Origin of the sequence: Aeromonas sp. 6P, from assembly GCF_051919525.1 — a bacterium.
GTDB classification, from domain to species: domain Bacteria; phylum Pseudomonadota; class Gammaproteobacteria; order Enterobacterales; family Aeromonadaceae; genus Aeromonas; species Aeromonas veronii.
This window is the reverse complement of record NZ_JBQBEO010000002.1, coordinates 3,217,233-3,241,325: the sequence shown is the minus strand read 5'-3', so window position 1 is coordinate 3,241,325 and position 24,093 is coordinate 3,217,233. Positions and strand designations below refer to the sequence as shown.

The 24,093-nt window shown below is 58.9% G+C and carries 21 protein-coding genes and 2 pseudogenes; 21 read left to right on the top strand and 2 right to left on the bottom strand.

Annotated features, from left to right (window positions below):
- Window positions 1-7 precede the first annotated feature (7 nt).
- Complete coding sequence (gene pyk, locus ACTG2J_RS14915; protein ID WP_005353698.1) at window positions 8-1,447, top strand: pyruvate kinase; 1,440 nt, start codon at window positions 8-10, stop codon at window positions 1,445-1,447.
- Between the two features lie 213 nt (window positions 1,448-1,660).
- Window positions 1,661-2,446, top strand: a complete 786-nt coding sequence (befA, locus tag ACTG2J_RS14910) for a beta cell expansion factor BefA (protein WP_113740451.1) — start codon at window positions 1,661-1,663, stop codon at window positions 2,444-2,446.
- A gap of 91 nt (window positions 2,447-2,537) precedes the next feature.
- Here the strand turns inward: befA and ACTG2J_RS14905 are convergent, their stop codons facing one another.
- On the bottom strand, window positions 2,538-4,289 hold the full coding sequence (locus tag ACTG2J_RS14905) for an amidohydrolase (protein ID WP_439997631.1): 1,752 nt from the start codon (window positions 4,287-4,289) through the stop codon (window positions 2,538-2,540).
- A gap of 66 nt (window positions 4,290-4,355) precedes the next feature.
- Window positions 4,356-5,267, bottom strand: coding sequence for an AraC family transcriptional regulator (locus ACTG2J_RS14900; protein ID WP_429017766.1), 912 nt, complete (start codon window positions 5,265-5,267; stop codon window positions 4,356-4,358).
- A gap of 154 nt (window positions 5,268-5,421) precedes the next feature.
- Here ACTG2J_RS14900 and fliE point away from each other — a divergent pair.
- The 19 genes and pseudogenes from fliE to ACTG2J_RS14805 all read left to right on the top strand — a co-directional run bounded on the left by fliE (window position 5,422) and on the right by ACTG2J_RS14805 (window position 23,980).
- A pseudogene (fliE, locus tag ACTG2J_RS14895) lies at window positions 5,422-5,737 on the top strand (flagellar hook-basal body complex protein FliE).
- Between the two features lie 62 nt (window positions 5,738-5,799).
- Complete coding sequence (gene fliF / locus ACTG2J_RS14890; protein ID WP_005334750.1) at window positions 5,800-7,509, top strand: flagellar basal-body MS-ring/collar protein FliF; 1,710 nt, start codon at window positions 5,800-5,802, stop codon at window positions 7,507-7,509.
- Window positions 7,502-8,563, top strand: a complete 1,062-nt coding sequence (fliG, locus tag ACTG2J_RS14885; protein WP_439997630.1) for a flagellar motor switch protein FliG — start codon at window positions 7,502-7,504, stop codon at window positions 8,561-8,563. The genes fliF and fliG overlap by 8 nt, the downstream gene beginning before the upstream one ends.
- A 68-nt stretch (window positions 8,564-8,631) precedes the next feature.
- Window positions 8,632-9,456: a flagellar assembly protein FliH gene (fliH, locus tag ACTG2J_RS14880; RefSeq protein ID WP_429151001.1), complete on the top strand. Its 825-nt coding sequence runs from the start codon at window positions 8,632-8,634 to the stop codon at window positions 9,454-9,456.
- 52 nt (window positions 9,457-9,508) lie between these two features.
- Window positions 9,509-10,840 (top strand): flagellar protein export ATPase FliI, encoded by a 1,332-nt coding sequence (fliI, locus tag ACTG2J_RS14875; RefSeq protein ID WP_005334747.1) that lies wholly within the window; start codon window positions 9,509-9,511, stop codon window positions 10,838-10,840.
- 27 nt (window positions 10,841-10,867) lie between these two features.
- Window positions 10,868-11,308 carry a flagellar export protein FliJ gene (gene fliJ / locus ACTG2J_RS14870; RefSeq protein ID WP_005334746.1) on the top strand — a complete coding sequence of 147 codons (441 nt, stop codon included), beginning with the start codon at window positions 10,868-10,870 and terminating at the stop codon, window positions 11,306-11,308.
- A 67-nt stretch (window positions 11,309-11,375) separates the two neighbouring features.
- Complete coding sequence (locus ACTG2J_RS14865; protein ID WP_439997629.1) at window positions 11,376-13,298, top strand: flagellar hook-length control protein FliK; 1,923 nt, start codon at window positions 11,376-11,378, stop codon at window positions 13,296-13,298.
- Between the two features lie 57 nt (window positions 13,299-13,355).
- Window positions 13,356-13,871, top strand: a complete 516-nt coding sequence (gene fliL, locus ACTG2J_RS14860) for a flagellar basal body-associated protein FliL (RefSeq protein ID WP_042054463.1) — start codon at window positions 13,356-13,358, stop codon at window positions 13,869-13,871.
- A 7-nt stretch (window positions 13,872-13,878) separates the two neighbouring features.
- Entirely contained in the window at window positions 13,879-14,949 is a 1,071-nt protein-coding gene (gene fliM / locus ACTG2J_RS14855; protein ID WP_005334736.1) for a flagellar motor switch protein FliM, read from the top strand.
- A 49-nt stretch (window positions 14,950-14,998) separates the two neighbouring features.
- A complete protein-coding gene (gene fliN, locus ACTG2J_RS14850) occupies window positions 14,999-15,391 on the top strand; it encodes a flagellar motor switch protein FliN (protein WP_005298791.1) in 393 nt (130 codons plus the stop codon).
- The gene (gene fliO / locus ACTG2J_RS14845; protein WP_113740456.1) at window positions 15,388-15,768 is read left to right on the top strand and encodes a flagellar biosynthetic protein FliO; all 381 of its coding nucleotides are present in this window, start codon (window positions 15,388-15,390) and stop codon (window positions 15,766-15,768) included. The genes fliN and fliO overlap by 4 nt, the downstream gene beginning before the upstream one ends.
- The gene (gene fliP / locus ACTG2J_RS14840) at window positions 15,755-16,528 is read left to right on the top strand and encodes a flagellar type III secretion system pore protein FliP (RefSeq protein ID WP_113740457.1); all 774 of its coding nucleotides are present in this window, start codon (window positions 15,755-15,757) and stop codon (window positions 16,526-16,528) included. The genes fliO and fliP overlap by 14 nt, the downstream gene beginning before the upstream one ends.
- Window positions 16,529-16,553: 25 nt before the next feature.
- Window positions 16,554-16,823: a flagellar biosynthesis protein FliQ gene (gene fliQ / locus ACTG2J_RS14835; protein WP_042011652.1), complete on the top strand. Its 270-nt coding sequence runs from the start codon at window positions 16,554-16,556 to the stop codon at window positions 16,821-16,823.
- Window positions 16,820-17,617: a flagellar biosynthetic protein FliR gene (gene fliR, locus ACTG2J_RS14830; protein ID WP_113740458.1), complete on the top strand. Its 798-nt coding sequence runs from the start codon at window positions 16,820-16,822 to the stop codon at window positions 17,615-17,617. Before fliQ ends, fliR begins: the two co-directional genes overlap by 4 nt.
- Window positions 17,610-18,740, top strand: a complete 1,131-nt coding sequence (gene flhB, locus ACTG2J_RS14825; protein ID WP_150996454.1) for a flagellar biosynthesis protein FlhB — start codon at window positions 17,610-17,612, stop codon at window positions 18,738-18,740. The genes fliR and flhB overlap by 8 nt, the downstream gene beginning before the upstream one ends.
- Before the next feature lie 107 nt (window positions 18,741-18,847).
- Window positions 18,848-20,950: a flagellar biosynthesis protein FlhA gene (gene flhA / locus ACTG2J_RS14820; protein ID WP_005353675.1), complete on the top strand. Its 2,103-nt coding sequence runs from the start codon at window positions 18,848-18,850 to the stop codon at window positions 20,948-20,950.
- Between the two features lie 16 nt (window positions 20,951-20,966).
- Entirely contained in the window at window positions 20,967-22,391 is a 1,425-nt protein-coding gene (gene flhF / locus ACTG2J_RS14815; protein ID WP_064339694.1) for a flagellar biosynthesis protein FlhF, read from the top strand.
- A 1-nt stretch (window position 22,392) separates the two neighbouring features.
- Window positions 22,393-23,268 (top strand): annotated as a pseudogene (locus tag ACTG2J_RS14810) (MinD/ParA family protein).
- A complete protein-coding gene (locus ACTG2J_RS14805; protein ID WP_047439647.1) occupies window positions 23,261-23,980 on the top strand; it encodes an RNA polymerase sigma factor FliA in 720 nt (239 codons plus the stop codon). Before ACTG2J_RS14810 ends, ACTG2J_RS14805 begins: the two are co-directional and overlap by 8 nt.
- Window positions 23,981-24,093: the final 113 nt, after the last annotated feature.

Below are 24,093 nucleotides of genomic sequence, written 5' to 3'. Positions count from 1 at the left end.
GTCTTTCATGCCTAGACGTACAAAGATTGTAACCACACTCGGTCCGGCTACCGACCGCGAAGGGATCCTCGAAGGGATCATCCGCGCCGGGGCCGACATGGTGCGGATGAACTTCTCTCACGGCACTGCTGAAGACCATATCCTGCGCGCCAATCAGGTGCGTGACATTGCTGCCAAGCTCGGTCGTCACGTCGCCATCATGGGTGATCTGCAAGGCCCGAAAATCCGTGTTTCCACTTTCAAGGATGGCAAAATCTATCTGGCCATCGGTGACAAGTTCATTCTCGATGCGGCCCTCGGCAAGGGTGAAGGTTGTCAGGAGCAGGTCGGTATCGACTACAAGAGCCTGCCAGACGATGTGGTACAGGGCGACATCCTGCTGCTGGACGATGGCCGTGTACAGCTGAAGGTCGAGCAGGTTGAAGGCACCCGCATTCACACCACGGTGACCGTGGCCGGGCCGCTCTCCAACAACAAGGGCATCAACAAGAAAGGGGGCGGTCTCTCCGCTCCGGCCCTGACCGAGAAAGACAAGGAAGACATCAAGACCGCTGCCCGCATGAATGTGGACTATCTGGCTGTCTCCTTCCCGCGCTGTGGCGATGACCTGCGTTACGCCCGCGAGCTGGCCCGCGAAGCCGGTTCCAATGCCAAGATCGTGGCCAAGGTTGAGCGCGCCGAAACCGTCGCCACCGATGAGGCGATGGAAGACATCATCCTCGGTTCCGATGCCGTGATGGTTGCCCGTGGCGATCTGGGTGTCGAGATCGGTGACCCCGAGCTGGTTGGCGTACAGAAGAAGCTGATCCGCCACTCCCGTCGTCTCAACCGTGTGGTGATCACCGCGACCCAGATGATGGAGTCGATGATCAATGCGCCGCTGCCGACTCGTGCAGAGGTCATGGACGTGGCCAACGCCGTGCTGGATGGTACCGATGCGGTGATGCTCTCCGCCGAGACTGCCGCCGGTCAGTTCCCCATCGAGACAGTGACCTCCATGGCGAGCGTCTGTGTCGGTGCCGAGAAGCATCCGAGCCTGAACGTCTCCAACCACCGCATGAGCTACACCTTCACTTCCGTTGAAGAAGCTGTAGCAATGTCTACCATGTATGCGGCCAACCACCTGGAAGGGGTGAAGGCGATCGTGGCACTGACCGAGTCCGGCACCACGCCGCTGCTGATGTCCCGTATCAGCTCCGGTCTGCCGATTTTCGCCATGTCTCCCCACAACAAGACCCTGGCTTGGACCAACCTCTACCGTGGCGTCACTCCGGTGATGTTTGACGGTGACGAGACCAAACCGGTCTACGAAGTGTGCCGCGACGCGTTGGCCGTGCTCAAGGATAAGGGGCTGTTGCAGAGCGGTGACATGGTGCTGCTGACTCACGGTGACAAGATGGAAACCGTGGGCAGTACCAACACCTGCAAGGTGATGATGGTCGAATAAGCCCGTCCGGTTTTGCTGTGCTTAACAAGGCTGCTCCTCTTTGATGAGCAGCCTTTTTGTTAACTGCTGTCGGGCTGTGGCGGTATAAACAGGACTCAATGATTGCTTAACCGGATTCCCCTTCCGATAATGCGGGAGTGATTTTCAGCGGGTAGCCTGTTGTAGGTGATCGCCCCAGGTAACCCAGACACTCGACAATACGGGAGTGAAAAAATGAACAAGCGTAACTGGTTGCTGGCCCTGTCACTGAGTCTGGCCTTCTCACCCTGTTATGCCGACTGGGCCAAGCTCAAGGCCGCAGCGTCCGAGCTGGGAGCGGCAGTGAGCGAGACCAGCAAGGAGGTGTGGCAGGATGTCAGCGATTTCTCCAAAAAGAGCTGGGCTTCCATCTCGGCCTGGGGAGAGGATGCCTTCAATACCGCCGGGGTCTGGACCGACAAGAGCATTGCGACCGGCAAGGAGTGGCTGAAGGCGGCCGACAAGGAGCTCAACGAGATGCTCAACCCCAAGACGGCGAAAGAGGCGAGGATCGCGCTCAATACCATGGCCGACACTGCGCTGATCCGGTTGTTCAACGAGCAGCCATCAGCCAAGTTGTTGTTTGACAAGGCTTATGGTTATGCGGTGTTCGATTCGCGCAAGTTCTCCCTGATGCTGCATACCAATCAGGGGGCCGGGGTGGCAGTCAATCGCAAAACCGGCAAGCACACCTATATGAAGATGTTTGGTGCGGGTCTGGCGGCTGGGATTGGTGGCAAGTTCTATCAGCAGGTGATCCTGTTTGAAGACAAGGCCAGATTCGATGCCTTCGTGACCCAGGGGTGGGAAGCTACCTCCGAAGTGGGTGTGGTGGCCGGCAAGGAGAGCGCCGAGCTGACCGCCAAATACAACGGCGGCATGGCCATCTACCAGATTGGCGAGAAGGGTTTGCTGCTCGATGCCAATATCTCCGGCTCCAAATACTGGATTGACAAGGACTTGACTGAAACGAGCCGCTAATTCCGCCGTTATCGGTTGCTCACTGCACACCATATGCTTGTCGTGATCTCGCCAACAGGCCCGCAATGCGGGCCTGTTTGTTCTCGCGGTGTCAGTGGGCTGAATAGACCTGCTTGCCCTTGAACATGGTCCAGAGCACCTTGGTCTCCTTGAGCTCTTCGCTTGCTACCTGTTCCAGATTGCGATCCAGCAAGATCAGGTCAGCACTCTTGCCCGCGCTGATGGAGCCAATCTCTTTCTCCCGTCCAATTACCTTGGCGGCGTTGAGGGTATAGGCCTGCAAGATGGCCTGACGGCTGATCTGCTCGCTGGCGGGGGGCAGCAAGCCAAGCTCCCCTTGACGAGTGATCGCGGTATACATGGCGAGGAAAGGGTTGGGGCTGGAGACCGGCCAGTCACTGGCACCGGCAATAATGGCGCCGCTTTGCAGCAAGCTGCCTGCCGGATAGAGGCGGGCTAGCAGTGCCGGGGGCACTTTTCCATCAAGCAGCAGGGTGGTCGCCACGTTTTTCCCGGCCCACAACAGTTGCATCGATGCGGCCACATTGAGCGGTTTGAAGCGGGCAATGCTGGCCGGGCTCACCACCTCCAGATGGGTGATGCTGTGCAGCAGGCGGTGATCCCGATTGTGGGCCCGGGCATAGGCGATGGCATCGAGGGATTCACGGACGGCCCGATCGCCGATGGCATGAAAGTGAGCGATAAGTTGATGGGCATCCGCGGTGCGGATCAGCTCGTTGAAACGCTGTTTGTCCAGATCGTCCTTGCCGCTGTAACCGGGACGGTTGAGGTAGGGCTCGCTCAACTTGGCGGTCTGGGATGGATACTCGATGACACCATCTTGCAGGATCTTGATCCCCACCAGTTTAACGTCCGGGGCATCTTGAAACTGCTGTTGCAGCGCCAATACGTCATCAATGATGGCGGGTGATGCATGTATCCCCACCAGTGCCAGAGCGGACACATGTCCGGTCAGCTTGCCTTCCCGGGAGAGCATGCGGTACGCCGGCAGCAGGCCGGTATCGCGGCGATCCGGCTCGGCGTTGAAGATGGGGGCGAGGGGGCGAATGTTGCTGATAGGGTCCATCCAGGCGGTAATGCCCACCTGATTGAGTTGTTTGGCGGCGGTCATGATGGCACTGGCAATCGTCTCGTCGCTGACGGGGGGCAGCGCCTTGAGGATGGCATCCCAGCCGCCTTCCGAGGCAAAGCCATTGAGCATGCCGGATGGGGTGAGGCCAAAATTGCCTTTCAGCGGAGCATAGCGACCGGCAAGGGTGTCGGCATCAATGCCAGCCTTGCGCAGCATGGCCTGATTTGCCCAACCGGTGTGGGCATCCGAACCGGCAAGCACTACCGGGATCTGCCGGTATTGCGGGCCATTGAACACCTGGTCGAGCAGGGGAAGCTGATGCCAGTAGTCGAGGGAGACATTGCTGTATAGCTCTACATCGCCCAGTGTCAGGCGGGGGGCATCCTTGCTGCGGGTCAGAAATTGCTGCACCTGCTCAACCTCATTCATGGCATCGGGAAAGTTAACCGTCATCCCCTGAAAACCGGCAAATGCCGCATGAACATGGCTGTCGATAAGCCCTGGCATCAGGTACTTTCCTTTCAGATCAAGACGCTTGGCATGGTTGCCGAGGCGGGCACTGACCTCCTGATAGCTGCCGACTGCCACTATCTTTTTACCTTCAATGCCGACCGCTTCCGGGTGAGGGTTCGCCGGATCACCACTGTAGATGGTGCCGCCAAAGATCAGCGTCTGGCTCTGTGACTGGGCATTGGCGGCAGCGGGAAGCGTCACCAGCAGGCTGGCGAGAAACAGCGTTTTGATATTCATGGGCATGACTCCGTCGCTTCGGAGTCCGAAGACTTCGAAGTGGGTAAATGGAAATGGGGTATCGGCTTATCGGTTGATCAGCGGGATACAGATATCAAACACGTAATGCTCCCGGTCGGGGTCCGTGCCTGCGTGGTATTGCTCGTAACACGGGCGATCGTCGCAGTTCAGCCCTTGGCCCACTACCCAGCGAAACGCCGTTTCCCAGCAGGCGACCAGTTGATCGCCGCGAGCGATAAAGTGACATACCGCATAGGGGCCCGCTGCGATGGTCTGGGTGGTTAACTGGCGCCAAGCGGGGATCTCTGGCCCCAGTTCGATGCAGACGTCAGTACGGCAACGGGTCTCATCGGTGATATCGGGGATATCCCAATAGAGACTCAGGGTACCCGCCGGTGTCATCGCCTCGTCTGAGGCGAACAGCGCGAGCAAATCCCGATGAGCTTGCTCGCAGGTCTCCTTGCCATAGGGGCCCAGGCGGCGCATGTACGCCACGCGCCGGGCGGGCATCTGCCTGACGCTTGCCCCCTGCAACAGACCCGGGTGTTCGGTGACCGGGTGCATGACCAGGCCATCATAGGTGTCAAAGGGAAGGGGATCGTTTCCAATCTTGCTTTTCCAGTTTCCCCCCTGCTGCTGGCGGTATTCCGAGGGGCTCATGGCGAAGTGCAGGCGAAAGGCTTTGGCGAAATTCTGGGAGCTGGAGAACCCGGCGGCCAGTGCGAGGGTGGTGATGTCGCTCTGGGGGGAGGCGAGCAAGCGACGGGCTGCGCGCTCCATACGCAGGCGCCGAGTAAATCCGGCAATGGTCTCGCCGACCATCGTCTTGAAAATACGGTGGAAGTGGAAGGTGGAGATGGCTGCCGCTGCTGCGACCTCATCCAGGCCCGGATTGTCATCCAAATGGTGGCTGATGTAGTCCATCGCCTTGAACACGGGTTTGCGATAATCCAGAGCGGACTCCTTGCCAGCCAGCAAAAGTGGGCGTCAGAGTCGGATTTAATCAGAGCCACCTGCCGTTGTCGAACTCGTCCAGCTTGGTCTGGCCACTCATCCGTGTCGCACTTTTAACGCATTGGCACTCTAATTGCTTGTTGCATGCCAGCGTCAATGATTTGTCTGGGGATGGAAAATGGAAATTAGTGCAAGCAGCCTGATGCAAGAGATGCAGGCGCTCAAGATCGAAGCAGGCGCAACGCCGCTGGCACAACCCGGTCGTCAGGTAACCTCCGACTTTGGTCAGCTGCTGCAACAGGCGCTTGGCAACGTCAACGAACTGCAAGGCGCCGCCAATGACCTGCGTACCCGTTTCGATATGGGCGACAAGTCGGTGGATCTGGCCGAGGTGATGATCGCGGGCCAAAAATCCTCCATCGCCTTTGAAGCCACGGTACAGGTGCGCAACAATGGTCGATGCCTACAAAACCATCATGAACATGCCGGTATAAGCGACGCCAATAAACCATGACGACTGAACATCATGAACATGTCAGCAATAAGGACATAAATCGTGGCTACTGACCAAAACGGCGATCTGCTGATAAACGATGAGGGCACCGCCGCCCTCGATGAAAATGAGCAGAAGAGTTCGGCGCTGGGCTTCCTGTCCAATACCGATGTGCTGCGGCAAATCACCCTGATCCTGGGGCTTGCCATCTGTCTGGCCATTGCGGTGTTTATCCTGCTGTGGGGCAAGGAGCCGGACATGCGTCCCCTCGGCACCTACACCACCCAGGAGCTGGTGAAGACTCTCGATTTCCTCGATCAGCAGAAGATCCCCTACGAGGTGGATGGCAAGAGCGTGCTGGTCAACGCCGAAAGCTACCCCACTATCCAGCTGGCCCTGACCCGTGCCGGTCTTGCCAATGCCACCGATAGCAACATCGGTGGTGAAGATATCCTGCTGAAAGATTCCAGTTTCGGCGTCAGCCAGCGGATGGAGAGCGAACGTCTGAAGCTGAGCCGCGAGCGCCAACTGGCGAGCGCCATCGAGCAGTTCCAGAATGTGGCCAAGGCCCAGGTGCTGCTGGCCATTCCGAAAGACAACGTGTTTGCCCGCAACGAACGCAAACCCAGTGCCACCGTGGTGCTCAACCTGAAAGGGGCGGCGCTGGGGCAGGGGGAGGTGGACTCCATCGTCGATATGGTCGCTTCCGCCGTACACGGCCTTGAGCCGACCCGCGTCACCGTCACCGACCAGAATGGCCGTCTGCTCAACTCCGGCTCGCAAGACCCGATCTCGGCCCAGACTCGCAAAGAGTTTGCCATGCAGCAGAAGCAGGAGCTGGAGTACAAACAAAAAATTGACGCCATCCTGATCCCGGTGCTGGGGGCAGACAACTATACGGCGGAAGTGGATCTCTCCCTCGACTTCTCCCAGCAGGAGCAGACCCGCAAGACTTACAACCCGGATCTGCCTGCAGTGCGCTCCGAGATGACCATGGAAGAGAACAGCGCCAGCGGCAGCAACGGTGGTGTGCCTGGTGCACTCTCCAACCAGCCCCCTGCCGCCTCCAATATTCCCGAGGAGGCGACCGGTGGTGATGGTGCCAGCGCTGCCGCTTCGGGCCGATCCCGCAAAGAGGCGACTCGCAACTTCGAGCTGGATACCACCGTCAGCCATACCCGTCGCCAGATGGGGGGCATTCGCCGCATGACCGTCTCGGTTGCCGTGGATTACAAAGCGGTGCCCGGTGCCGACGGGGCCGTGACCCGTGAGGCGCGCACCCAGGCGGAACTCGATACATTGCGCCGTTTGTTGAGCGGTGGCCTTGGCTTTGATGTGACCCGTGGTGATACCCTTGAGGTGGTCGCGATTCCGTTCAATCGCCCAGAGCTGGATACCGTGGCCGAGGTGCCGCTCTACGATCAGCCCTGGTTCTGGCGTGCGGTGCGGATTGCCGCCTCGGTACTGGTGATCATCGTCTTGATCGTCACCGTGGTTCGCCCCATGCTCAAGCGACTGCTCTATCCGGATGCCAAACCGGAAGGGGAAGTGGATTTCGACAACCACACCGTACTGGGTGGCGACGACGAGTTGAGTCTGCTGTCAGCACAAGTCGAGAACGATCAGGTATTTGGTGTCCGCGATGGCCAGTTGAAACTGCCGGATCTGCACCGTGATGAAGACTTGCTCAAGGCGGTACGTGCGCTGGTGGCGAACGAGCCGGATCTGGCCGCTCAGGTCATTAAAGAATGGGTAACGAACAAAGATGCCTGAAGAAAAGAAGAGTCAAGTCACCGGCAATGACATCACCGACAGTCAGCGCCAGATCCTCGACCAGATGTCGGGGATGGAGATGGCTGCGGTGCTGATGCTGAGCCTCAATGAAGAGGATGCCGCCCAGATCTTCCGTCATCTCGAGCCCAAGCAGGTGCAGCGGCTCGGTATGTCGATGGCCTCCATGTCTGACTTCAGTCACGATCGGGTGGCGGCGGTGCACCGTCAATTCATCGACGATATCCAGAAGTACACCAACATCGGTATCGGCAGCGAAGACTTCGTGCGCAAGGCACTGGTGGCGGCTCTTGGCGAGGACAAGGCGAGCAACCTGGTGGACCAGATCATTCTCGGTTCCGGCGCCCGTGGCCTCGATTCGCTCAAGTGGATGGATGCACGTCAGGTGGCCAGCATCATCCAGAACGAACACCCGCAGATCCAGACTATCGTGCTCTCCTATCTGGAGCCGGAGCAATCCGCCGAGATCCTGAGCCAGTTCCCGGAGCAGGTGCGCCTCGATCTGGTGATGCGTATCGCCAACCTCGAAGAGGTACAACCGGCGGCACTGCAAGAGTTGAACGACATCATGGAGAAACAGTTTGCCGGTGCGGCCGGTGCCCAGGCAGCCAAGATGGGCGGCCTGAAGGCAGCCGCCAACATCATGAACTATCTGGATACCAATATCGAAGGCCAGCTGATGGACTCCATCCGCGAGTCGGACGAAGAGATCAGCCAGCAGATCCAGGATTTGATGTTCGTGTTCGAAAACCTCATCGATGTGGACGATCGCGGCATCCAGACCATGCTGCGGGAAGTGCCTGGGGATCTGCTGCAACGCGCCCTCAAGGGCTCCGACGATCAGATGCGCGAGAAGATCTTCAAGAACATGTCCAAACGGGCGGCCGAAATGCTGGCGGACGATCTGGAGGCCATGGGGCCGATCCGGGTCTCCGAAGTGGAAGCGGCCCAGAAAGAGATCCTCTCCATCGCCCGCCGTCTGGCGGATGCCGGCGAAATCATGCTGGGTGCCGGTGGCGGCGAGGAGTTCCTCTAAGCCATGGCCCATAAACCGAATTGCGATGCCAAACCCGCATCAGGCAGTGGTGAGGAGTCGCGCAAAGCATGAACAACAAACTGCGTGGTTATGTGCGCCCCGAGGGCGATGATGCGCGGGTTGAGACCTGGGGCTGGCCCGAGATGGAGGTCGAGGTAGAGGCGGGAGCGCCTACCAATGCTCTTGGCCTGGCCCCTGACTGGTATCAGCAGGAAGAGGAGGTGGTGGAGCCGGAGCCCGAACAGGAGCCGACCCCCAGCATCACCGCCGAGGAGCTTGAAGCGATCCGTCAGGCCGCCTGGGAAGAGGGGATGGCCGAGGGACGCGAGTCCGGTTATGCCAAGGGGATGGAAGAGGGCAAGCTGGAAGGATTGCAACAGGGCCACTCTGCCGGTCTCGAACAGGGGCGCGAGGAGGGGCTGGCCATGGGCCGCGAGCTGGTGGAGCAGGAGATCGCCCACTGGCAGGGGCTCGCCGCGCGCCTTGCCAATCCGCTTAACGAGATGGATCAGGCGGTGGAGCAGCAGTTGGTCTCGCTGGTGATGCAACTGGCCCGCGCGCTTATTCGTCACGAAGCGGAGACCTCCCCCCGCATTTTGCTGGAGGCGCTTAAAGAGGGGCTGGCCTTGCTGCCCGCCGCCGAACAGGGGGTGACTCTGATGTTGCATCCCGACGATATCGCGCGAATCGAACAGGCATTTGGCGCCGACGAGTGTGCCAAGCGCCACTGGCGATTGCAGAGCGATCCCACCCTCTCCCCCGGTGATCTGCAACTGGCGACCGAGCTCTCCAGCATCGATTTGACCCTCTCCGGGCGCATCGATCAGCTGCTGCGCAACTTCTTGCGGGACAATGCATCGCAGAAACCGGCCTCGCCGGACTCACGCCCATAACCGATGCCGGACGTTGCTGTCCGGCTGCACTTTTTAGCTCTCAGGAGGCCAGATGAGCGGCTCGCTACTGAACCGGTTGCAAGGGTACAAGGTACGCGACAGCGCCCCCAAACCGCCGGTCGCCGGTAAATTGACCCGGGTGGTGGGGCTGACCCTCGAAGCCATCGGCTGCCGTGCCGCCATCGGTGCCCTCTGCCGCATCGATACCCTTGATGGGACGCTGGAGGCTGAAGTGGTCGGTTTTTCTGGCGATCGCCTCTATCTGATGCCGAGCGAGCAGCTCAAGGGGGTGATCCCCGGTGCCCGAGTGGTGCCCATCACCGAAGAGCATGGTATTCCGGTCGGCATGAACCTGCTAGGTCGAGTCATCGACGGCATCGGCCAGCCACTCGATGGGCTCGGCCCCATTCTCTCCTCCCAGACCGTGCAGTTTGCCCAGCACCGCATCAACCCGCTCTCTCGCCGCCCGATCCATCAGCCGATGGACGTGGGGGTGCGCGCCATCAACGCCGTGCTGACGGTGGGTCAGGGCCAGCGGATGGGGCTGTTTGCCGGTTCCGGTGTCGGTAAATCGGTGCTGCTGGGCATGATGACTCGCGGCTCGGTGGCGGATGTGGTGGTGGTCGGCCTCATCGGTGAACGGGGCCGGGAAGTGAAAGAGTTTATCGAAGACATTCTGGGAGAGGAGGGGAGAGCCCGCTCCGTGGTGGTGGCGGCTCCCGCCGACGCCTCGCCACTGATGCGGCTCAAGGGGTGTGAAACGGCGCTGGCCATCGCCGAGTATTTTCGCGATCAGGGGCTTAATGTGCTGCTCTTGATGGATTCGCTGACCCGTTATGCCCAGGCCCAGCGTGAAATCGCGCTGGCGGTGGGCGAGCCGCCAGCGACCAAGGGTTATCCACCGTCGGTATTTGCCAAATTACCGGCGCTGGTGGAGCGGGCGGGTAACGGCAGTGACGGCCAGGGCTCCATCACCGCCTTCTTCACCGTCTTGACCGAGGGGGATGACCTGCAAGATCCCATTGCCGATGCGGCGCGGGCGATCCTCGATGGCCACATAGTGTTGTCGCGCGAGCTGGCCGATGCGGGCCACTATCCGGCTATCGATATCGAGAAGTCCATCAGCCGGGTTATGCCCATGGTGACCTCGCCGGAACATATGGATTTGGCGCGCACTCTCAAGCAGTTCTACTCCCTCTATCAGCAGAACCGGGATCTCATCACCATCGGCGCCTACAGTCAGGGTTCCGATCCGCGCATTGACCGCGCCATCATTCAAAAACCCTATCTGGATCAGTTCTTGCAGCAGGGGATGCGCGAGGTCATTCACTATGATGATGGCCTGCAAGCCTTGCAGATGGTGGCGATGCCATTGATGCGCTGATGATGGTCGGTAACAGAGAGGTCGACGATGAGTAAAGGGTTGGTATTGTTGGCCGATCGGCTGGTGGAGGCGGAGCAGCAGTGTGCGCTGGCGCTGGTGAAGGCGCAGCAGGATCTCAAGCTGTTCATGGATCAGCAAAATGCCCTCAACCAGTACCGCCAGATCTATCACCAGCAGTGGACCGATCGCGGCCTGCAGGGGATTTCGCCCCAGCAAAATACCCAGTATCACGCCTTTATCAACAAGCTCGAACAGGCAGCGACCCAGCAGTACGAAGGGGTGTTGCAGGTGCGTCAGGCGCTGGAACAGCGCCGTGAAGAGTGGCTGGCGGCCCAGCAGCGGCGCAAGGCGGTGGAGCTGTTGCTGGAGAAGCAGGCGAGTCGCGAGCAGCAGAAAGCCCAGCGTCAGGAGCAGAAGATGCTGGATGAGTACGCCATGTTGCGGCGCTTTCATCAATCTGGCCTGTAACTTGCTTTGATCTGGACATTGTCGGCGGCCATCTCTTTGGGGGCCACCAGAATTCAGGGATCCCATCATGATGCAGACACTGTTGACACAAACGCCTTCGGCTCCGGCCAATGGGTTGGACAAAGCGCCTCTGAGCGGTTCCGTCGAGAGCAAAAGTATCGATGGGGGAACCGGCAGCGACAGCAAGGGGGATTTCGCCACCCTGATTGCCAAGGCCCGGAACAGCGAACAGGGCGCTGCCGAGGCCACTCAGGGCGGTAACCATGTCCGATCAGCCAAATCTTTGGCGACCGAAAGCGCCTCTCCCAAAGAGGAGACCGGCAAGGAGCAGGATCCTGACGCCGACAACAAGGTGGAGGAGGTCCCTGCCACCGACTTTCTGCTGCGCCTGCAAGACTCCCTCAAGCTCGATACCTCGCTAGTGACACCCCAGCTGGCGGTGGCGGCCCAACAGAGCGCCACTGCGGTAGACGGCAATCCGTTGCCGCAAGAGGGTGAGCTGGAGGGGATTGCGCTTGATGACGGCGAGCAGACCCCTGCCGCTGCCAGAATTGCCAGCCAGCTTGCCGGTCAGAACGGGGCGCAGTCGCCGCTGGCGACGACCGCCAATTCGACTTCAGAAATCACCGTATCGTCTTCAGCGGCGCGAGTGGTGGCGCAGGGCGATGCCTCTGCTGCCGTTCTCTCCTCTGAAGGTGAAGATGCAGCCACTACTACGGATAGGCAGTCCGGGGAGAAAGCCTCTGCCAAGGGAGAAACCCTCGGAGCAGATGGCAAGCACTCCAAGCCCCTCACGGGGGCCGAGCGGATGGCTCAGCTGGCCAAGGTGCTGCCGGTCGATGAGTCGGCAAACACCGCCAAATCCGCGGAGTCTCTCGCTGCAAAAGAGGTTGGCGACAGCAAATCCGATCCCGCCGCCAGCAATGCTTTGACTAACAAGGGGCAGGCGACGCAAGCCGCGACTCAGGGGGCCGCGCTCAAGGCCTTCAATGAGGGGCTCAAGCAGCCTGAGGCGGGCGCTGCAACCACTTCAGCAACTGCGGATGGAAGTGGGGTAGCTGGCAAGGGGACAGAAAAGGGTGCCGCCGAAGGCAGCCAGCAACCAGCCACCGCCGCCAATCAAGGTTCGGCGCCCGTGACGACGGCACAAAGTGCCGTAGCAAGTGCCGCAGCCCAGGGCAGCGTGACGGCAAATGCGACGGCTCAGAGCGATAGCGCTCCCGTGATGGTGGCGCCGCAGCAGGTGTTGGCACAGGCTGAATCTCAGGGGCCGCAAGCGCCGCTGTCGACCATTTCAGCCGGCATCAAGCAGATGGAAGTGACGGGCTCCGACGAGGAGCGAAAAGCGGTTTCGCTTGAGGTAAAACCGAAGGCCGGTGAGGCGGAGAAGAGCCTGGTTGCGACGACATCTAGCAGTGAGAGCAGCGCGAGCCAGACCGTTCAGCATGGCCAGAACAGCCAGACTCAGCCACAGGTAGCCGATAGCCGGGCACCTGCCGCTGAGACGACGCTGCGCCGTGAGCCGCAGAATTTACCCCATTTGAAACTGGCCAGTCAGGAAGCGCCTGCCGAATTGCACCAGAAGGTCAATGTAATGCTGGCCGAAAAACTGCAACAGGCGGAAATTCAGCTCGACCCCCTCGGCCTTGGCAAAATGAAGATCCAGATCCAGATGGGAGCCGACAGCCAGGCCAACGTCCATTTTGTGGTACAACATGGACAGACCCGCGAGATGCTGGAGCAGGCGATGCCCCGGCTGCGTGACATGCTGGCAGGGCAGGGGATCCAGCTTGGTCAGACGCAGGTGCAGCAGCAGTCGCAACAACAGCAGCAACAGGGCCAGCCCACCTTTAACGGGCAGGGGCAGCAAGGTCAGAGTAGTGGTCAGCAGCGGTCCGGTAACGGGCTGGTTGAAGGGGAACTCACCACTTCCAACCCCAGTTTGCTGGTGGAATCGACAAACGGTTCCGGAATTGATTTCTATGCTTGATGCAATCCCGAGTAAGTTTATGATATCGAACAAGTTTGAGACTAGGGTGGACAAGGGATGGCTGACGATAACGAGTTGACGCTAAAAGACCCGGCTGCGGGCAAGAAAAAGAAGCTGATCATTATCATTGCCCTGGCGGTAATTTTGCTGGGCGGTGGTGGTGTTGGCGCCTTCCTGATGCTCTCCGGCTCCGATAAACCGCCTGCTGAAGCGGCGGAAGGTGCCGAGGCTGCACCCAAGGAGGAAGCGCCTAAACCTTCCCTCTATGTCGGTATGCCGCGCCCCTTTGTCTTCAACGTCGCAGGTGCCCAGCGAGATCGACTGGTGCAGATCAAGATCCAGCTGATGGTGCGCGGTACCGCCGACGAGACGTTAGCCAAACAGAATATCCCCCTGATTGAAGGCACCTTGCTGCGGGTGTTCAGCGCAGCCAGTGCCGAACAGCTGATGACCTTTGAAGGCAAGGAGAAGCTGCGCAAGGATTCACTGGAAGAGTGCCGTCGGGTGCTCAAGGACCTGGTCTCTTCCCCCGTTATCGAACAAGTGCTGTTTACCGGCTTTGTAATGCAGTAGGTGAAGCGTGAGCGATCTGTTAAGTCAGGACGAAATTGATGCCCTCTTGCACGGTGTCGATGATGTCGAAGAGGAAGAGATAGGCGGCGCTGGAGACCCCGGCGTAGCCCAGTTTGACTTCTCCTCCCAAGACCGCATCGTCCGTGGTCGCATGCCGACGCTGGAGCTGGTGAATGAACGTTTCGCCCGCCATATGCGGATCAGCCTGTTCAACATGATGCGTCGTACCGCCGAGGTCTCCATCAACGGCGTGCAGATGCTCAAGTTTGGCGAGTATGTTCATACCCTGTTTGTGCCGACCAGTCTCAACATGGTGCGGTTCCGCCCGCTCAAGGGGACGGCGCTCATCACCATGGAGGCCCGACTGGTCTTCATTCTGGTGGAGAACTTCTTCGGTGGCGATGGCCGTTATCACGCCAAGATTGAAGGGCGCGAGTTTACGCCGACCGAGCGGCGCATTATCCAGATGCTGCTCAAACTGGTGTTTGAGGATTACAAGGATGCTTGGGCGCCGGTGATGGACGTGGGGTTCGAGTATCTCGACTCCGAAGTGAACCCTGCGATGGCCAACATCGTCAGCCCGACCGAGGTGATCGTGGTCAGCTCGTTCCACATCGAGCTCGATGGTGGCGGCGGCGACTTCCACGTGGCGATGCCTTATTCCATGCTGGAGCCGATCCGCGAGCTGCTGGATGCCGGTGTGCAGAGTGACAAGGGGGATACCGACGTACGCTGGAGCAAGGCGCTGCGTGACGAGATCATGGACGTCAAGGTGGAGCTGCGGGCCAAGCTGCTGGAGACCGAACTCACCCTGCGTGAACTGATGGAGCTGCGACCCGGCGATATCATTCCGGTCGATATGCCGGAAAATCTGTTGGTTTTTGTGGAGGACTTGCCCACTTTCCACGCCAAGATGGGCCGCACCAAGGATAATGTGGCGCTCAAGATCACCGACAAGCTCAAACGTCCGGAAGGGGTCAAGACGGAGATGCATCTGGTGACCCGGGGCGGGGTACGAATTGATGGCGAGGCCGAGCTGGAAGAGCTCGAGCGCAGTATCGAAGATCAACAGCGATAATTGACGGTTTATTACGGTAAACGGTCACGAAGTAGCATAAGGAAACAAGATGAGCGGAACTGAGGAAGAGGATCTGATGGCTGATGCCTGGGCTGCGGCTCTGGAGGAGCAGGTGACGGCGGAAGCCAAGCCAGCCCCGCTGGAAGAGTTGAAAGATGATGCCCCTATCAGTGCCGAGGAGCGCCGCAAGCTCGACACCATTCTCGATATTCCGGTCACTATCGCCATGGAGGTGGGCCGCAGCCAGATCAGCATCCGCAACCTGTTGCAGCTGAACCAGGGCTCGGTGGTGGAGCTGGATCGTGTTGCAGGCGAGCCGCTGGATGTATTGGTCAACGGTACCCTGATCGCTCACGGCGAGGTGGTGGTGGTGAACGACAAGTTCGGTATCCGCCTGACTGACGTCATCAGCCAGATTGAACGGATCAAGAAGCTCAAATGATGCGCCTCCTGTTGTTATTGCTGCCTGTTCCGGCCTCTGCCGAGACAGCGGCATCTGCCAACGTGCCTAGTCTGAGCTCCTGGTTGCTCTCCAGTCTGATGGTGATCGGTCTCATTCTGGTGCTGGGCTTTTTGCTCAAGAAGAGCAAGCTGGCAACCGCCATGGGGGGCGGCCAGATGCGGGTCATCGCCTCGTTGCCGGTGGGTTACAAAGAGAAGCTGCTGGTGGTCAAGGTGGGCGAACAGCAGTTGCTGGTCGGCGTAACACCGCAGCAGGTCAACTTTCTCTACCGGCTGGAGGAGCCGCTGGACGAAAACCAGCCGCAGGCGTTTTCCCAGCAGCTTGGCAAATTGATGGGCAAGCATGAAAAAAGCTAACGGCTTATGGCTGAAAACGGGGCTGCTGGTCAGCCTGCTGATACCACTGTTTTGCTCCTGGCCTGCGCTGGCACAGGACGCTATGTCGGCGGTGACCGTCAAGACCATGGGGGATGGCTCTCAGGAGTACAGCCTGACCCTGCAAGTGCTGGCGCTGATGACCGCGCTCTCCTTCTTGCCGGCCATGGTGATCATGATGACCTCGTTTACCCGCATCATTGTGGTGTTGGGTATCTTGCGTCAGGCGATAGGTCTGCAACAGAGTCCCTCCAACCAGGTGTTGATCGGCATCGCCCTGTTCATGTCCTTCTTCATCATGTCGCCGGTGCTGGATCGCATCAATGATGAAGCGTTGCAGCCCTATCTGGCCGAGACCATTCAGGCAAAGGAGGCGCTGGAACGGGCCGAGTTGCCCATCCACCAGTTCATGCTGGCCCAGACCCGGATCAAGGATCTCAACACCTTTATGGAGATCGCCAACGTGCAGGTGGAGAAACCTGCCGATGTGCCGTTGCGGGTGCTGATCCCGGCCTTTGTCACCAGCGAGCTGAAAACCGCATTCCAGATTGGTTTTATGCTGTTCCTGCCGTTCCTGGTCATCGATCTGGTGGTGGCCAGTATCCTGATGGCGATGGGGATGATGATGCTCTCGCCGATGATCGTCTCGTTGCCCTTCAAGTTGATGCTGTTCGTGATGGTGGATGGCTGGAACCTCATTCTGGGGTCGTTGGCCAGCAGTTTCGGACTGGGTGCCAGTTAGCCGGTCGAGCGCAAGGAGCCCGAACATGAGTCCTGAAACCTTTGTCGACGTCTTTCGTGAGGCGCTCTGGCTGGTGACCATCATGGTGTGCGCCGTGATCCTGCCCAGCCTGATGATTGGCCTGGTCGTTGCCATCTTTCAGGCGGCGACCTCCATCAACGAACAGACCCTGAGCTTTTTGCCCCGTCTCATCGTGACGCTGTTTGCGCTGGGGGCGGGCGCTCACTGGGGCTTGCAGAGTCTGATGGACTTCTTCGTGCTGATGGTCAACCAAATCCCCGAGGTGGTGGGATGACCTATACAACCGCTCTGATCATGGAGTGGTTGTCTTCGATCCTCTGGCCGCTGGCGCGGGTGAGCAGTCTGCTGATGGTGATGGCCGTATTCGGCAGCCGCCTCGCCCCTGCGCGGGTACGGATGGGGCTGGCTTTGGCCATCACCTTTCTGATAGCCCCGCTGCTTCCGAAAATGCCCCCTATCGAGCTCTTCTCTGCTGGCAGTTTTCTGGTATTGGGCCAGCAGCTGCTGATCGGGATTGCCCTTGGTCTGATGACCCAGTTTCTGATGGAGAGCTTCGTGATGGCCGGTCAGGTCATCGCCATGCAGACCAGTCTCGGTTTTGCCACTCTGGTTGATCCGATGAATGGCCAGTCGGCCCCCGTGGTGGGCCAGTTCTATCTGATGTTGGCGACACTAGTGTTTCTGGCGCTGGATGGCCATCTGGTGATGCTGCGGCTGGTGATCCTCAGTTTCGATACCTTGCCGGTGTCAGACACCGGGCTCTCTTTACCTGCCATCCGCAGCCTGATCGGTTTTCTCGGGGTGATGTATCAGGCCTCACTGGTGATGGCCCTTTCTGCCATCGTCGCCCTGCTGCTGATCAACTTCGCCTTTGGTGTCATGACCCGGGCGGCGCCGCAGCTCAACATTTTCAGTATCGGTTTTGCGGTCAGCATGATGTCGGGTCTGCTGATCCTCTGGCTCACTATCGGCGGGTTCCTCGGCCACTTCGACATGATGTGGGAGCGGGTGCAGGAGGTCAGCTGCGAGCTGATCAACACCCAGTGCTTCGGGGGCGCTCATGGCTGATACCGACCAGGAACGTACCGAACAACCCACGGGCAAACGACTGCAACAGGCCCGTGAAAAAGGGCAGATTGCACGTTCAAAAGAGTTGGGAACCGCCAGCGTTTTGCTCTCGGCGGTATTTGGCCTACTGATGCTCAAGGGCTCGCTGGCGACCGCCATGATCAAGGTCGTCACCATGGGTTTTACCCTGGATCGGGAGCAGGCTTTCGATCCCAACGCCATGATCGCCATGCTGCCGGCGCTGCTGGGGGAACTGGTGCTTCCGCTGGGGTTGTTGTTTGCGCTGGTGGCGATTGCCGCCTTTATCGGCAACACCCTGATGGGGGGGATGAACTTCTCCACCGAAGCCATGATGCCCAAGATGAGCAAGTTGAGTCCGCTCAGTGGCCTCAAGCGGATGTTCGGGGTGCAGTCGCTGATCGAGCTGGTCAAGTCCATCGCCAAGGTGGTGTTCATCACCCTGTTTGCCTGGTGGATGTTATCCAGCCAGTTCAATCACCTGCTCAACCTCTCCATGGAGGGATTTCCCGGCGGCATTATCGATGCGCTGGAGCTGTTTCTCTGGATGTTGATCATCCTCTGCTGCGCCCTGCTTCCCATCGTGGCCATCGATGTGCCGTTCCAGCAGTGGAATCACATGCGTCAGCTCAAGATGACCAAGCAGGAGGTCAAGGACGAGTTCAAGGACAGCGAAGGCAAGCCCGAGGTAAAGGGCAAGATCCGTCAGTTGCAGATGCAGATGGCGATGCGCCGGATGATGGGGGATGTACCCAAGGCCGATGTGGTGATCACCAACCCGACCCACTACTCGGTAGCGCTCAAGTATGATGCGGGCAAACCCGGTGCCGCGCCCAAGGTCGTGGCCAAGGGCACAGATGAAATTGCAATGAAGATCAGGGAGATCGCCAGAGAGTACGAGATCCCCATCATGCCGTCACCGGCTTTGACCCGGGCTATTTACCACTCAACCGAGCTGGGCCACGAGATCCCGGAAGGGCTGTTTGCGGCGGTTGCCCAGGTGCTCGCCTATGTCTTCCAGCTCAAGAAATTCCGTCGTGGTCAGGGGCGCCGTCCCCAGCCACTGGCTAAAGATCTCCCCATTCCGACCGAATATCGCAAATGACAAAGTTCTGACGTAGTCAAAATAAATCCATTGCATTTCAATGTCTTGTATTGTTGGCCTGATGTTTGCTTTAATCTGGCACCAGCAGGTTGAAATTGAGAAGCGCGATGGAATTCAAGGCAGTATTGGGCCAGTTCAAAGAGTACCGGGGAGTTTTGGGCAAAGGCCTTGGCACCCCTCTGCTGGTATTGGCCGCGCTCGGCATGGTGGTGTTACCCATCCCGCCGCTGATGCTGGATGTGCTCTTCTCCTTTAACATTGCCCTCTCCATCGTGGTGCTGCTGGTATCCGTCTATACTCGCCGCCCCCTCGAATTTGCTGCCTTCCCGACCGTACTGCTGCTCGCTACCTTGCTGCGGTTGGCGTTGAACGTCGCCTCGACCCGGGTGGTGTTGCTGGAAGGTCATAATGGCAGTGCGGCGGCCGGCCATGTGATCGAGGCGTTCGGTAACGTGGTGATCGGCGGCAACTATGCGGTCGGCATCATCGTTTTCACCATCCTGATGATCATCAACTTTGTGGTAATTACCAAGGGTGCCGGGCGGATCGCGGAAGTAAGTGCCCGTTTTACCCTTGATGCGATGCCGGGCAAACAGATGGCCATCGATGCCGATTTGAACGCCGGTCTCATCAATCAGGAAGAGGCGAAGAAGCGTCGTCAGGATGTAACCCAGGAAGCTGACTTCTACGGCTCCATGGATGGTGCCTCCAAGTTTGTCAAAGGGGATGCCATTGCGGGCATCATGATCCTCTTTATCAACATCATCGGCGGCTTCATCATCGGGATGATGCAGCACCAGCTGACCTTCAGCGAATCGGCCGAGATCTATACCCTGTTGGCCATCGGTGACGGTCTGGTGGCGCAGATCCCCTCCCTGCTGCTCTCCATCGCTGCCGCCATCATAGTGACCCGTCAGAATACCGATCAGGACATGGGTACCGCAGTACTAGGCCAGCTGTTTGACAATCCCAAAGCCCTGATCATCTCGGCCGGGATTCTGCTGATGATGGGGCTGGTGCCGGGGATGCCGCATTTCGCCTTCCTGAGTCTGGGGGCTCTTGCCGCCGCTGGCGCCTGGTGGTTGCTGCGCCGCGAGAAACTGGCGGCCGCCAAAGCAGCCAAGGGCGAGCTGCTGCCTGCCACTGCCGAACAACCTCATGAGCAGAAAGAGCTGAGCTGGGATGATGTGATGCCGGTGGACATCATCGGGCTTGAAGTGGGTTATCAGCTGATCCCGCTGGTGGATCGCAATCAGGGTGGCGAACTGCTCAACCGGATCAAAGGGGTGCGCAAGAAACTCTCGCAAGAGCTGGGCTTTCTGGTCCCGGCCGTCCACATTCGCGACAACCTGGATCTGGCGCCAAACCAATACCGCATCACCTTGATGGGGGTCAGTACCGGCGAGGCCAATGTCTACCATGATAAGGAGATGGCCATCAATCCGGGGCAGGTGTTCGGCCAGATCCAGGGGATAGCCACCCGGGATCCCGCCTTCGGACTGGAAGCGGTCTGGGTTGCCAAGGAGATGGTCTCTCAGGCACAGACACTGGGGTATACGGTGGTGGATACCGCGACCGTGGTGGCTACCCATCTGAGCCAGATCCTGACCAACCATGCGGCTTTGCTGCTGGGTCATGACGAGGTACAACAGCTGCTCGACATGATTGGCAAACATCAGAGCAAGCTGGTCGAAGGGCTGGTGCCGGAAGTGATCAGCATGGGTAACCTTGTGAAGGTATTGCAGAATTTGCTCAATGAAGGCGTGCCAATCCGCGATATGCGCACTATCCTGCAGACCCTGGTTGAATACGCACCGCGCAGTCCGGATCCGGAAGTGCTCACGGCCGCTTGCCGGATTGCCCTGCGTCGCCTGATTGTGCAGGAGATTGCAGGCCCCGATCCCGAGCTGCCGGTGATTACCTTGGCGCCGGAATTGGAACGTATATTGCATCAATCCCTGCAGGCTGGTGGCGGTGATGGTGCCGGTATTGAACCGGGTCTGGCAGAGCGGATGCAGCGTTCACTGGTGGAAGCCACTCAACGACAAGAATTGGAAGGCCAACCGGCCGTGCTTCTGACATCGGGGATCTTGCGCAATACCCTGGCGAAATTTGTCAAGAATGCCATTCCTGGATTGCGCGTTCTGTCTTATCAGGAAGTGCCCGACGACAAGCAGATCCGCATCGTCAGTGCGGTAGGGCAGAACTAGTTAGCGGAGACGACGGGTGAAGATTAAGCGGTTTTTTGCCAAGGATATGCGAACGGCTCTGGCCGAGGTCAAGGAGACTCTCGGGCCGGATGCCGTCATCATGTCCAACAAGAAGGTCACCGGAGGGGTAGAGATAGTCGCCGCAGTCGATTATCAATCCCAGGTCCCGGGGCCCAAAGATGCGCCGGTTCGTCGTCAGCTGAACGATGAGAGCGTCAATATTTCGTCTGCTGCACGGCAGATGATCCGCCCCGAGCCGTCGCCGGCGAAGGAGCAGAACGAACATTATGCCGATACCCTGGCCGCCTTGCTGGCGCGCCAGCAGAAGCTCAAGCCGGGCAATGGGGCGACACTGGGTAATACCCAATCGGCCGGTCTGGCCGCTGCCAATGCTGCGCCCAGAACATTGGCCGAGCAGGGGCAGTGGGGCGCCGCTCCGGAACCTGCCAAGCCCAAAGCTCGGGTTGCGTCCGGCCAGCGCCCCCCTCAACCTGCCCAGCGGGATCAGGAGATGGAGGGGATGCGCAAGGAGATGGCCAGCATCCGTAAATTGCTGGAGCACCAGATCTCCGGGCTGATGTGGCAAGAGGTGGAGCGCCGCGAACCGATGCGGGCCCTGCTGATCAAGGAGCTCAAGAAGCTCGGCTTTGACGATGCGTTTGCCGATCAACTTGCGGGACTGATCCCCGAAGATATGTCCATCCATCAGGCGATGGCCCAGTTGGCCGAGGTGCTGACGGCCCAGCTCAAGATCAGTGAGGACGAGATCATGCGTCAGGGCGGCGCGGTGGCGCTGCTTGGTCCGACCGGGGTGGGCAAAACCACTACCATCGCCAAGCTGGCTGCCCGTTTCGCCATGAAGTATGGCGCCGAACAGGTGGCGCTGATCACCACCGACAACTACCGGATTGGTGCCCATGAACAGCTGCAGACCTATGGCCGCATCATGGGTTGCCCGGTACGGCAGGTGCGTGATGCCGAAGAGCTGGCCAATGCCCTTTATCAGTTCCGCCACCGTCGGCTGGTACTTATCGATACGGCCGGGGTGGGCCAACGGGATATCCGGCTGACCGAGCAGCTCGATACCCTGGTCAAGAATGCCAAGGTGCGGATCCGCAGTTATCTGGTGATGTCGGCAACTTCCCAGCGTCGGGTGATGCAGGAGGCGGTTGACCATTTCCGGCGTATTCCATTAAGCGGCTGCATACTTACCAAATTGGATGAAAGTCTGAATCTGGGCGAAGTGATTAACGTGTGTATCCAGAATTCATTACCCATCAGCTATATCACTGATGGACAAAGGGTTCCGGAAGATATTCAGGTTGCCAATGCGGCGCAGCTCGTCGGAGCTGCCATGGGCTCGCTGGAGCGAGAAACAGAGGAGCCCTATTTCTGGGGCGCAGGCTTTGGCGAGGCCGAAGATTCGGAGTTTTATGAGTAACATGTATATGGATCAGGCGAGTGGTCTGCGCAAAATGCGTCAAAACAATCGAGTAAAAGTAATCGCCGTTTCCGGTGGTAAAGGTGGCGTGGGCAAGACCAACGTGACCCTGAACGTGGCCGGAGCCATGGCCGCCCAAGGCAAGCGGGTGATGGTGCTGGATGCCGACTTGGGTCTGGCCAACGTCGACGTCATGCTGGGGCTGCGGGTTCATCGTAACCTCTCTCACGTGCTGGCCGGTGAATGCACCATCGACGACATCATCGTCGAAGGCCCTTACGGCATGATGATCGTGCCTGCGACCTCGGGCACCCAGTCCATGGTCGAGCTTTCTCCGGTGCAGCATGCCGAGCTTATCCGTGCCTTCAGCGAAATGAAGACCCAGGTCGACATCCTGCTGGTGGATACGGCTGCGGGGATCTCCGACATGGTGCTGAGCTTCACCCGTGCCGCTCAAGACATCATGGTGGTGGTCTGTGATTAGCCGACCTCCATCACCGATGCCTACGCCCTCATCAAGATCCTATCCAAGGATCACGGCGTGTTTCGTTTCAAGGTGGTGGCCAATATGGTGCGCAGTCTGCGCGAAGGGCAGGAGCTCTTTGCCAAACTGACCCGGGTCACGGATCGTTTCCTCGACACCTCGCTGGAACTGGTCGCCTGTGTACCCTATGACACCAATCTGCGTGCCGCCGTGCGCAAGCAGAAGCTGATTGTCGAGGCGTTTCCCAAGTCGCCGGCCGCACTGGCGTTCCGGGCCCTTGCCAACAAGGCGGCGAGCTGGCCGGTGCCCAACCAGCCGGGCGGCCATCTGGAGTTTTTCCTGGAAAATTTGTTGCAGAAACCGGCCACAACACAGGAAGGTTCCCGTGAATAAAGCCCAAGCGTACTTGCGTCATCAGGATTCCTACGTGCTGGTGGAGCGTCATGCTCCCCTGGTCAAGCGAATTGCCCAGCATTTGTTGGCTCGCCTGCCCAGCAGTGTCTTGCTGGATGACCTGATCCAGGCAGGTATGATTGGGCTGCTTGAAGCCTCCCGCAACTTTGACGGTAGCAAGGGGGCCAGCTTCGAGACGTATGCCGGGATCCGGATCCGCGGCGCCATGCTGGATGAGATTCGGCGTGGTGACTGGGTGCCCCGTTCAGTGCATCGCAACAGCAGGGCTATTGCAGAAGCGATCGAGAGTGTCGAGCAGACTCACGGGCGTGACGCGCGAGATACCGAGGTTGCTGCCGAGATGGGGGTATCCATCGCTGATTACCATGCGATGCTGCAAGATGTCTCCTGCGGCAAAATTATCGGCATCGAAGATTTGGGAGTCAGCGAGGATGTGATCGGCAACCCCGATGACGCCCCTTCAGGCTCGGGATTCGATGAATTGGCTGCCGAGCGATTTCAGATTCAATTATCCGAGCAAATTGGTCGTCTACCAGAGAGAGAAGCTTTGGTTCTCTCTCTTTACTACGATGAAGAGCTGAATTTGCGTGAAATTGGCGAGGTTTTGAATGTCAGCGAGTCGCGTGTGAGCCAGATCCACAGTCAGGCAATGCACAGATTGCGTGCTCGTTTGAGAGATTGGCATCTATAAGTGTTTGTACTGGCTACACTGAGATGAAACTCTAAGGCATAATCCGCACGACACAACCCGTTTTTAGCATCATGTAAGTGAGCCACTCTGGTGGCTATTTAGGAGGGAATTTT

Excerpts from the sequence above, each read along its gene's own strand:
- flhA (WP_005353675.1), top strand. The coding sequence starts at position 18,848 with ATGGAATTCAAGGCAGTATTGGGCCAGTTCAAAGAGTACCGGGGAGTT.
- pyk (WP_005353698.1), top strand. The coding sequence starts at position 8 with ATGCCTAGACGTACAAAGATTGTAACCACACTCGGTCCGGCTACCGAC.
- fliN (WP_005298791.1), top strand. The coding sequence starts at position 14,999 with ATGAGCGGAACTGAGGAAGAGGATCTGATGGCTGATGCCTGGGCTGCG.
- fliQ (WP_042011652.1), top strand. The coding sequence starts at position 16,554 with ATGAGTCCTGAAACCTTTGTCGACGTCTTTCGTGAGGCGCTCTGGCTG.
- fliH (WP_429151001.1), top strand. The coding sequence starts at position 8,632 with ATGAACAACAAACTGCGTGGTTATGTGCGCCCCGAGGGCGATGATGCG.
- fliP (WP_113740457.1), top strand. The coding sequence starts at position 15,755 with ATGAAAAAAGCTAACGGCTTATGGCTGAAAACGGGGCTGCTGGTCAGC.
- befA (WP_113740451.1), top strand. The coding sequence starts at position 1,661 with ATGAACAAGCGTAACTGGTTGCTGGCCCTGTCACTGAGTCTGGCCTTC.
- ACTG2J_RS14865 (WP_439997629.1), top strand. The coding sequence starts at position 11,376 with ATGATGCAGACACTGTTGACACAAACGCCTTCGGCTCCGGCCAATGGG.
- ACTG2J_RS14905 (WP_439997631.1), bottom strand. The coding sequence starts at position 4,289 with ATGAATATCAAAACGCTGTTTCTCGCCAGCCTGCTGGTGACGCTTCCC.
- fliL (WP_042054463.1), top strand. The coding sequence starts at position 13,356 with ATGGCTGACGATAACGAGTTGACGCTAAAAGACCCGGCTGCGGGCAAG.
- fliR (WP_113740458.1), top strand. The coding sequence starts at position 16,820 with ATGACCTATACAACCGCTCTGATCATGGAGTGGTTGTCTTCGATCCTC.
- fliJ (WP_005334746.1), top strand. The coding sequence starts at position 10,868 with ATGAGTAAAGGGTTGGTATTGTTGGCCGATCGGCTGGTGGAGGCGGAG.
- fliG (WP_439997630.1), top strand. The coding sequence starts at position 7,502 with ATGCCTGAAGAAAAGAAGAGTCAAGTCACCGGCAATGACATCACCGAC.
- flhB (WP_150996454.1), top strand. The coding sequence starts at position 17,610 with ATGGCTGATACCGACCAGGAACGTACCGAACAACCCACGGGCAAACGA.
- fliO (WP_113740456.1), top strand. The coding sequence starts at position 15,388 with ATGATGCGCCTCCTGTTGTTATTGCTGCCTGTTCCGGCCTCTGCCGAG.
- fliI (WP_005334747.1), top strand. The coding sequence starts at position 9,509 with ATGAGCGGCTCGCTACTGAACCGGTTGCAAGGGTACAAGGTACGCGAC.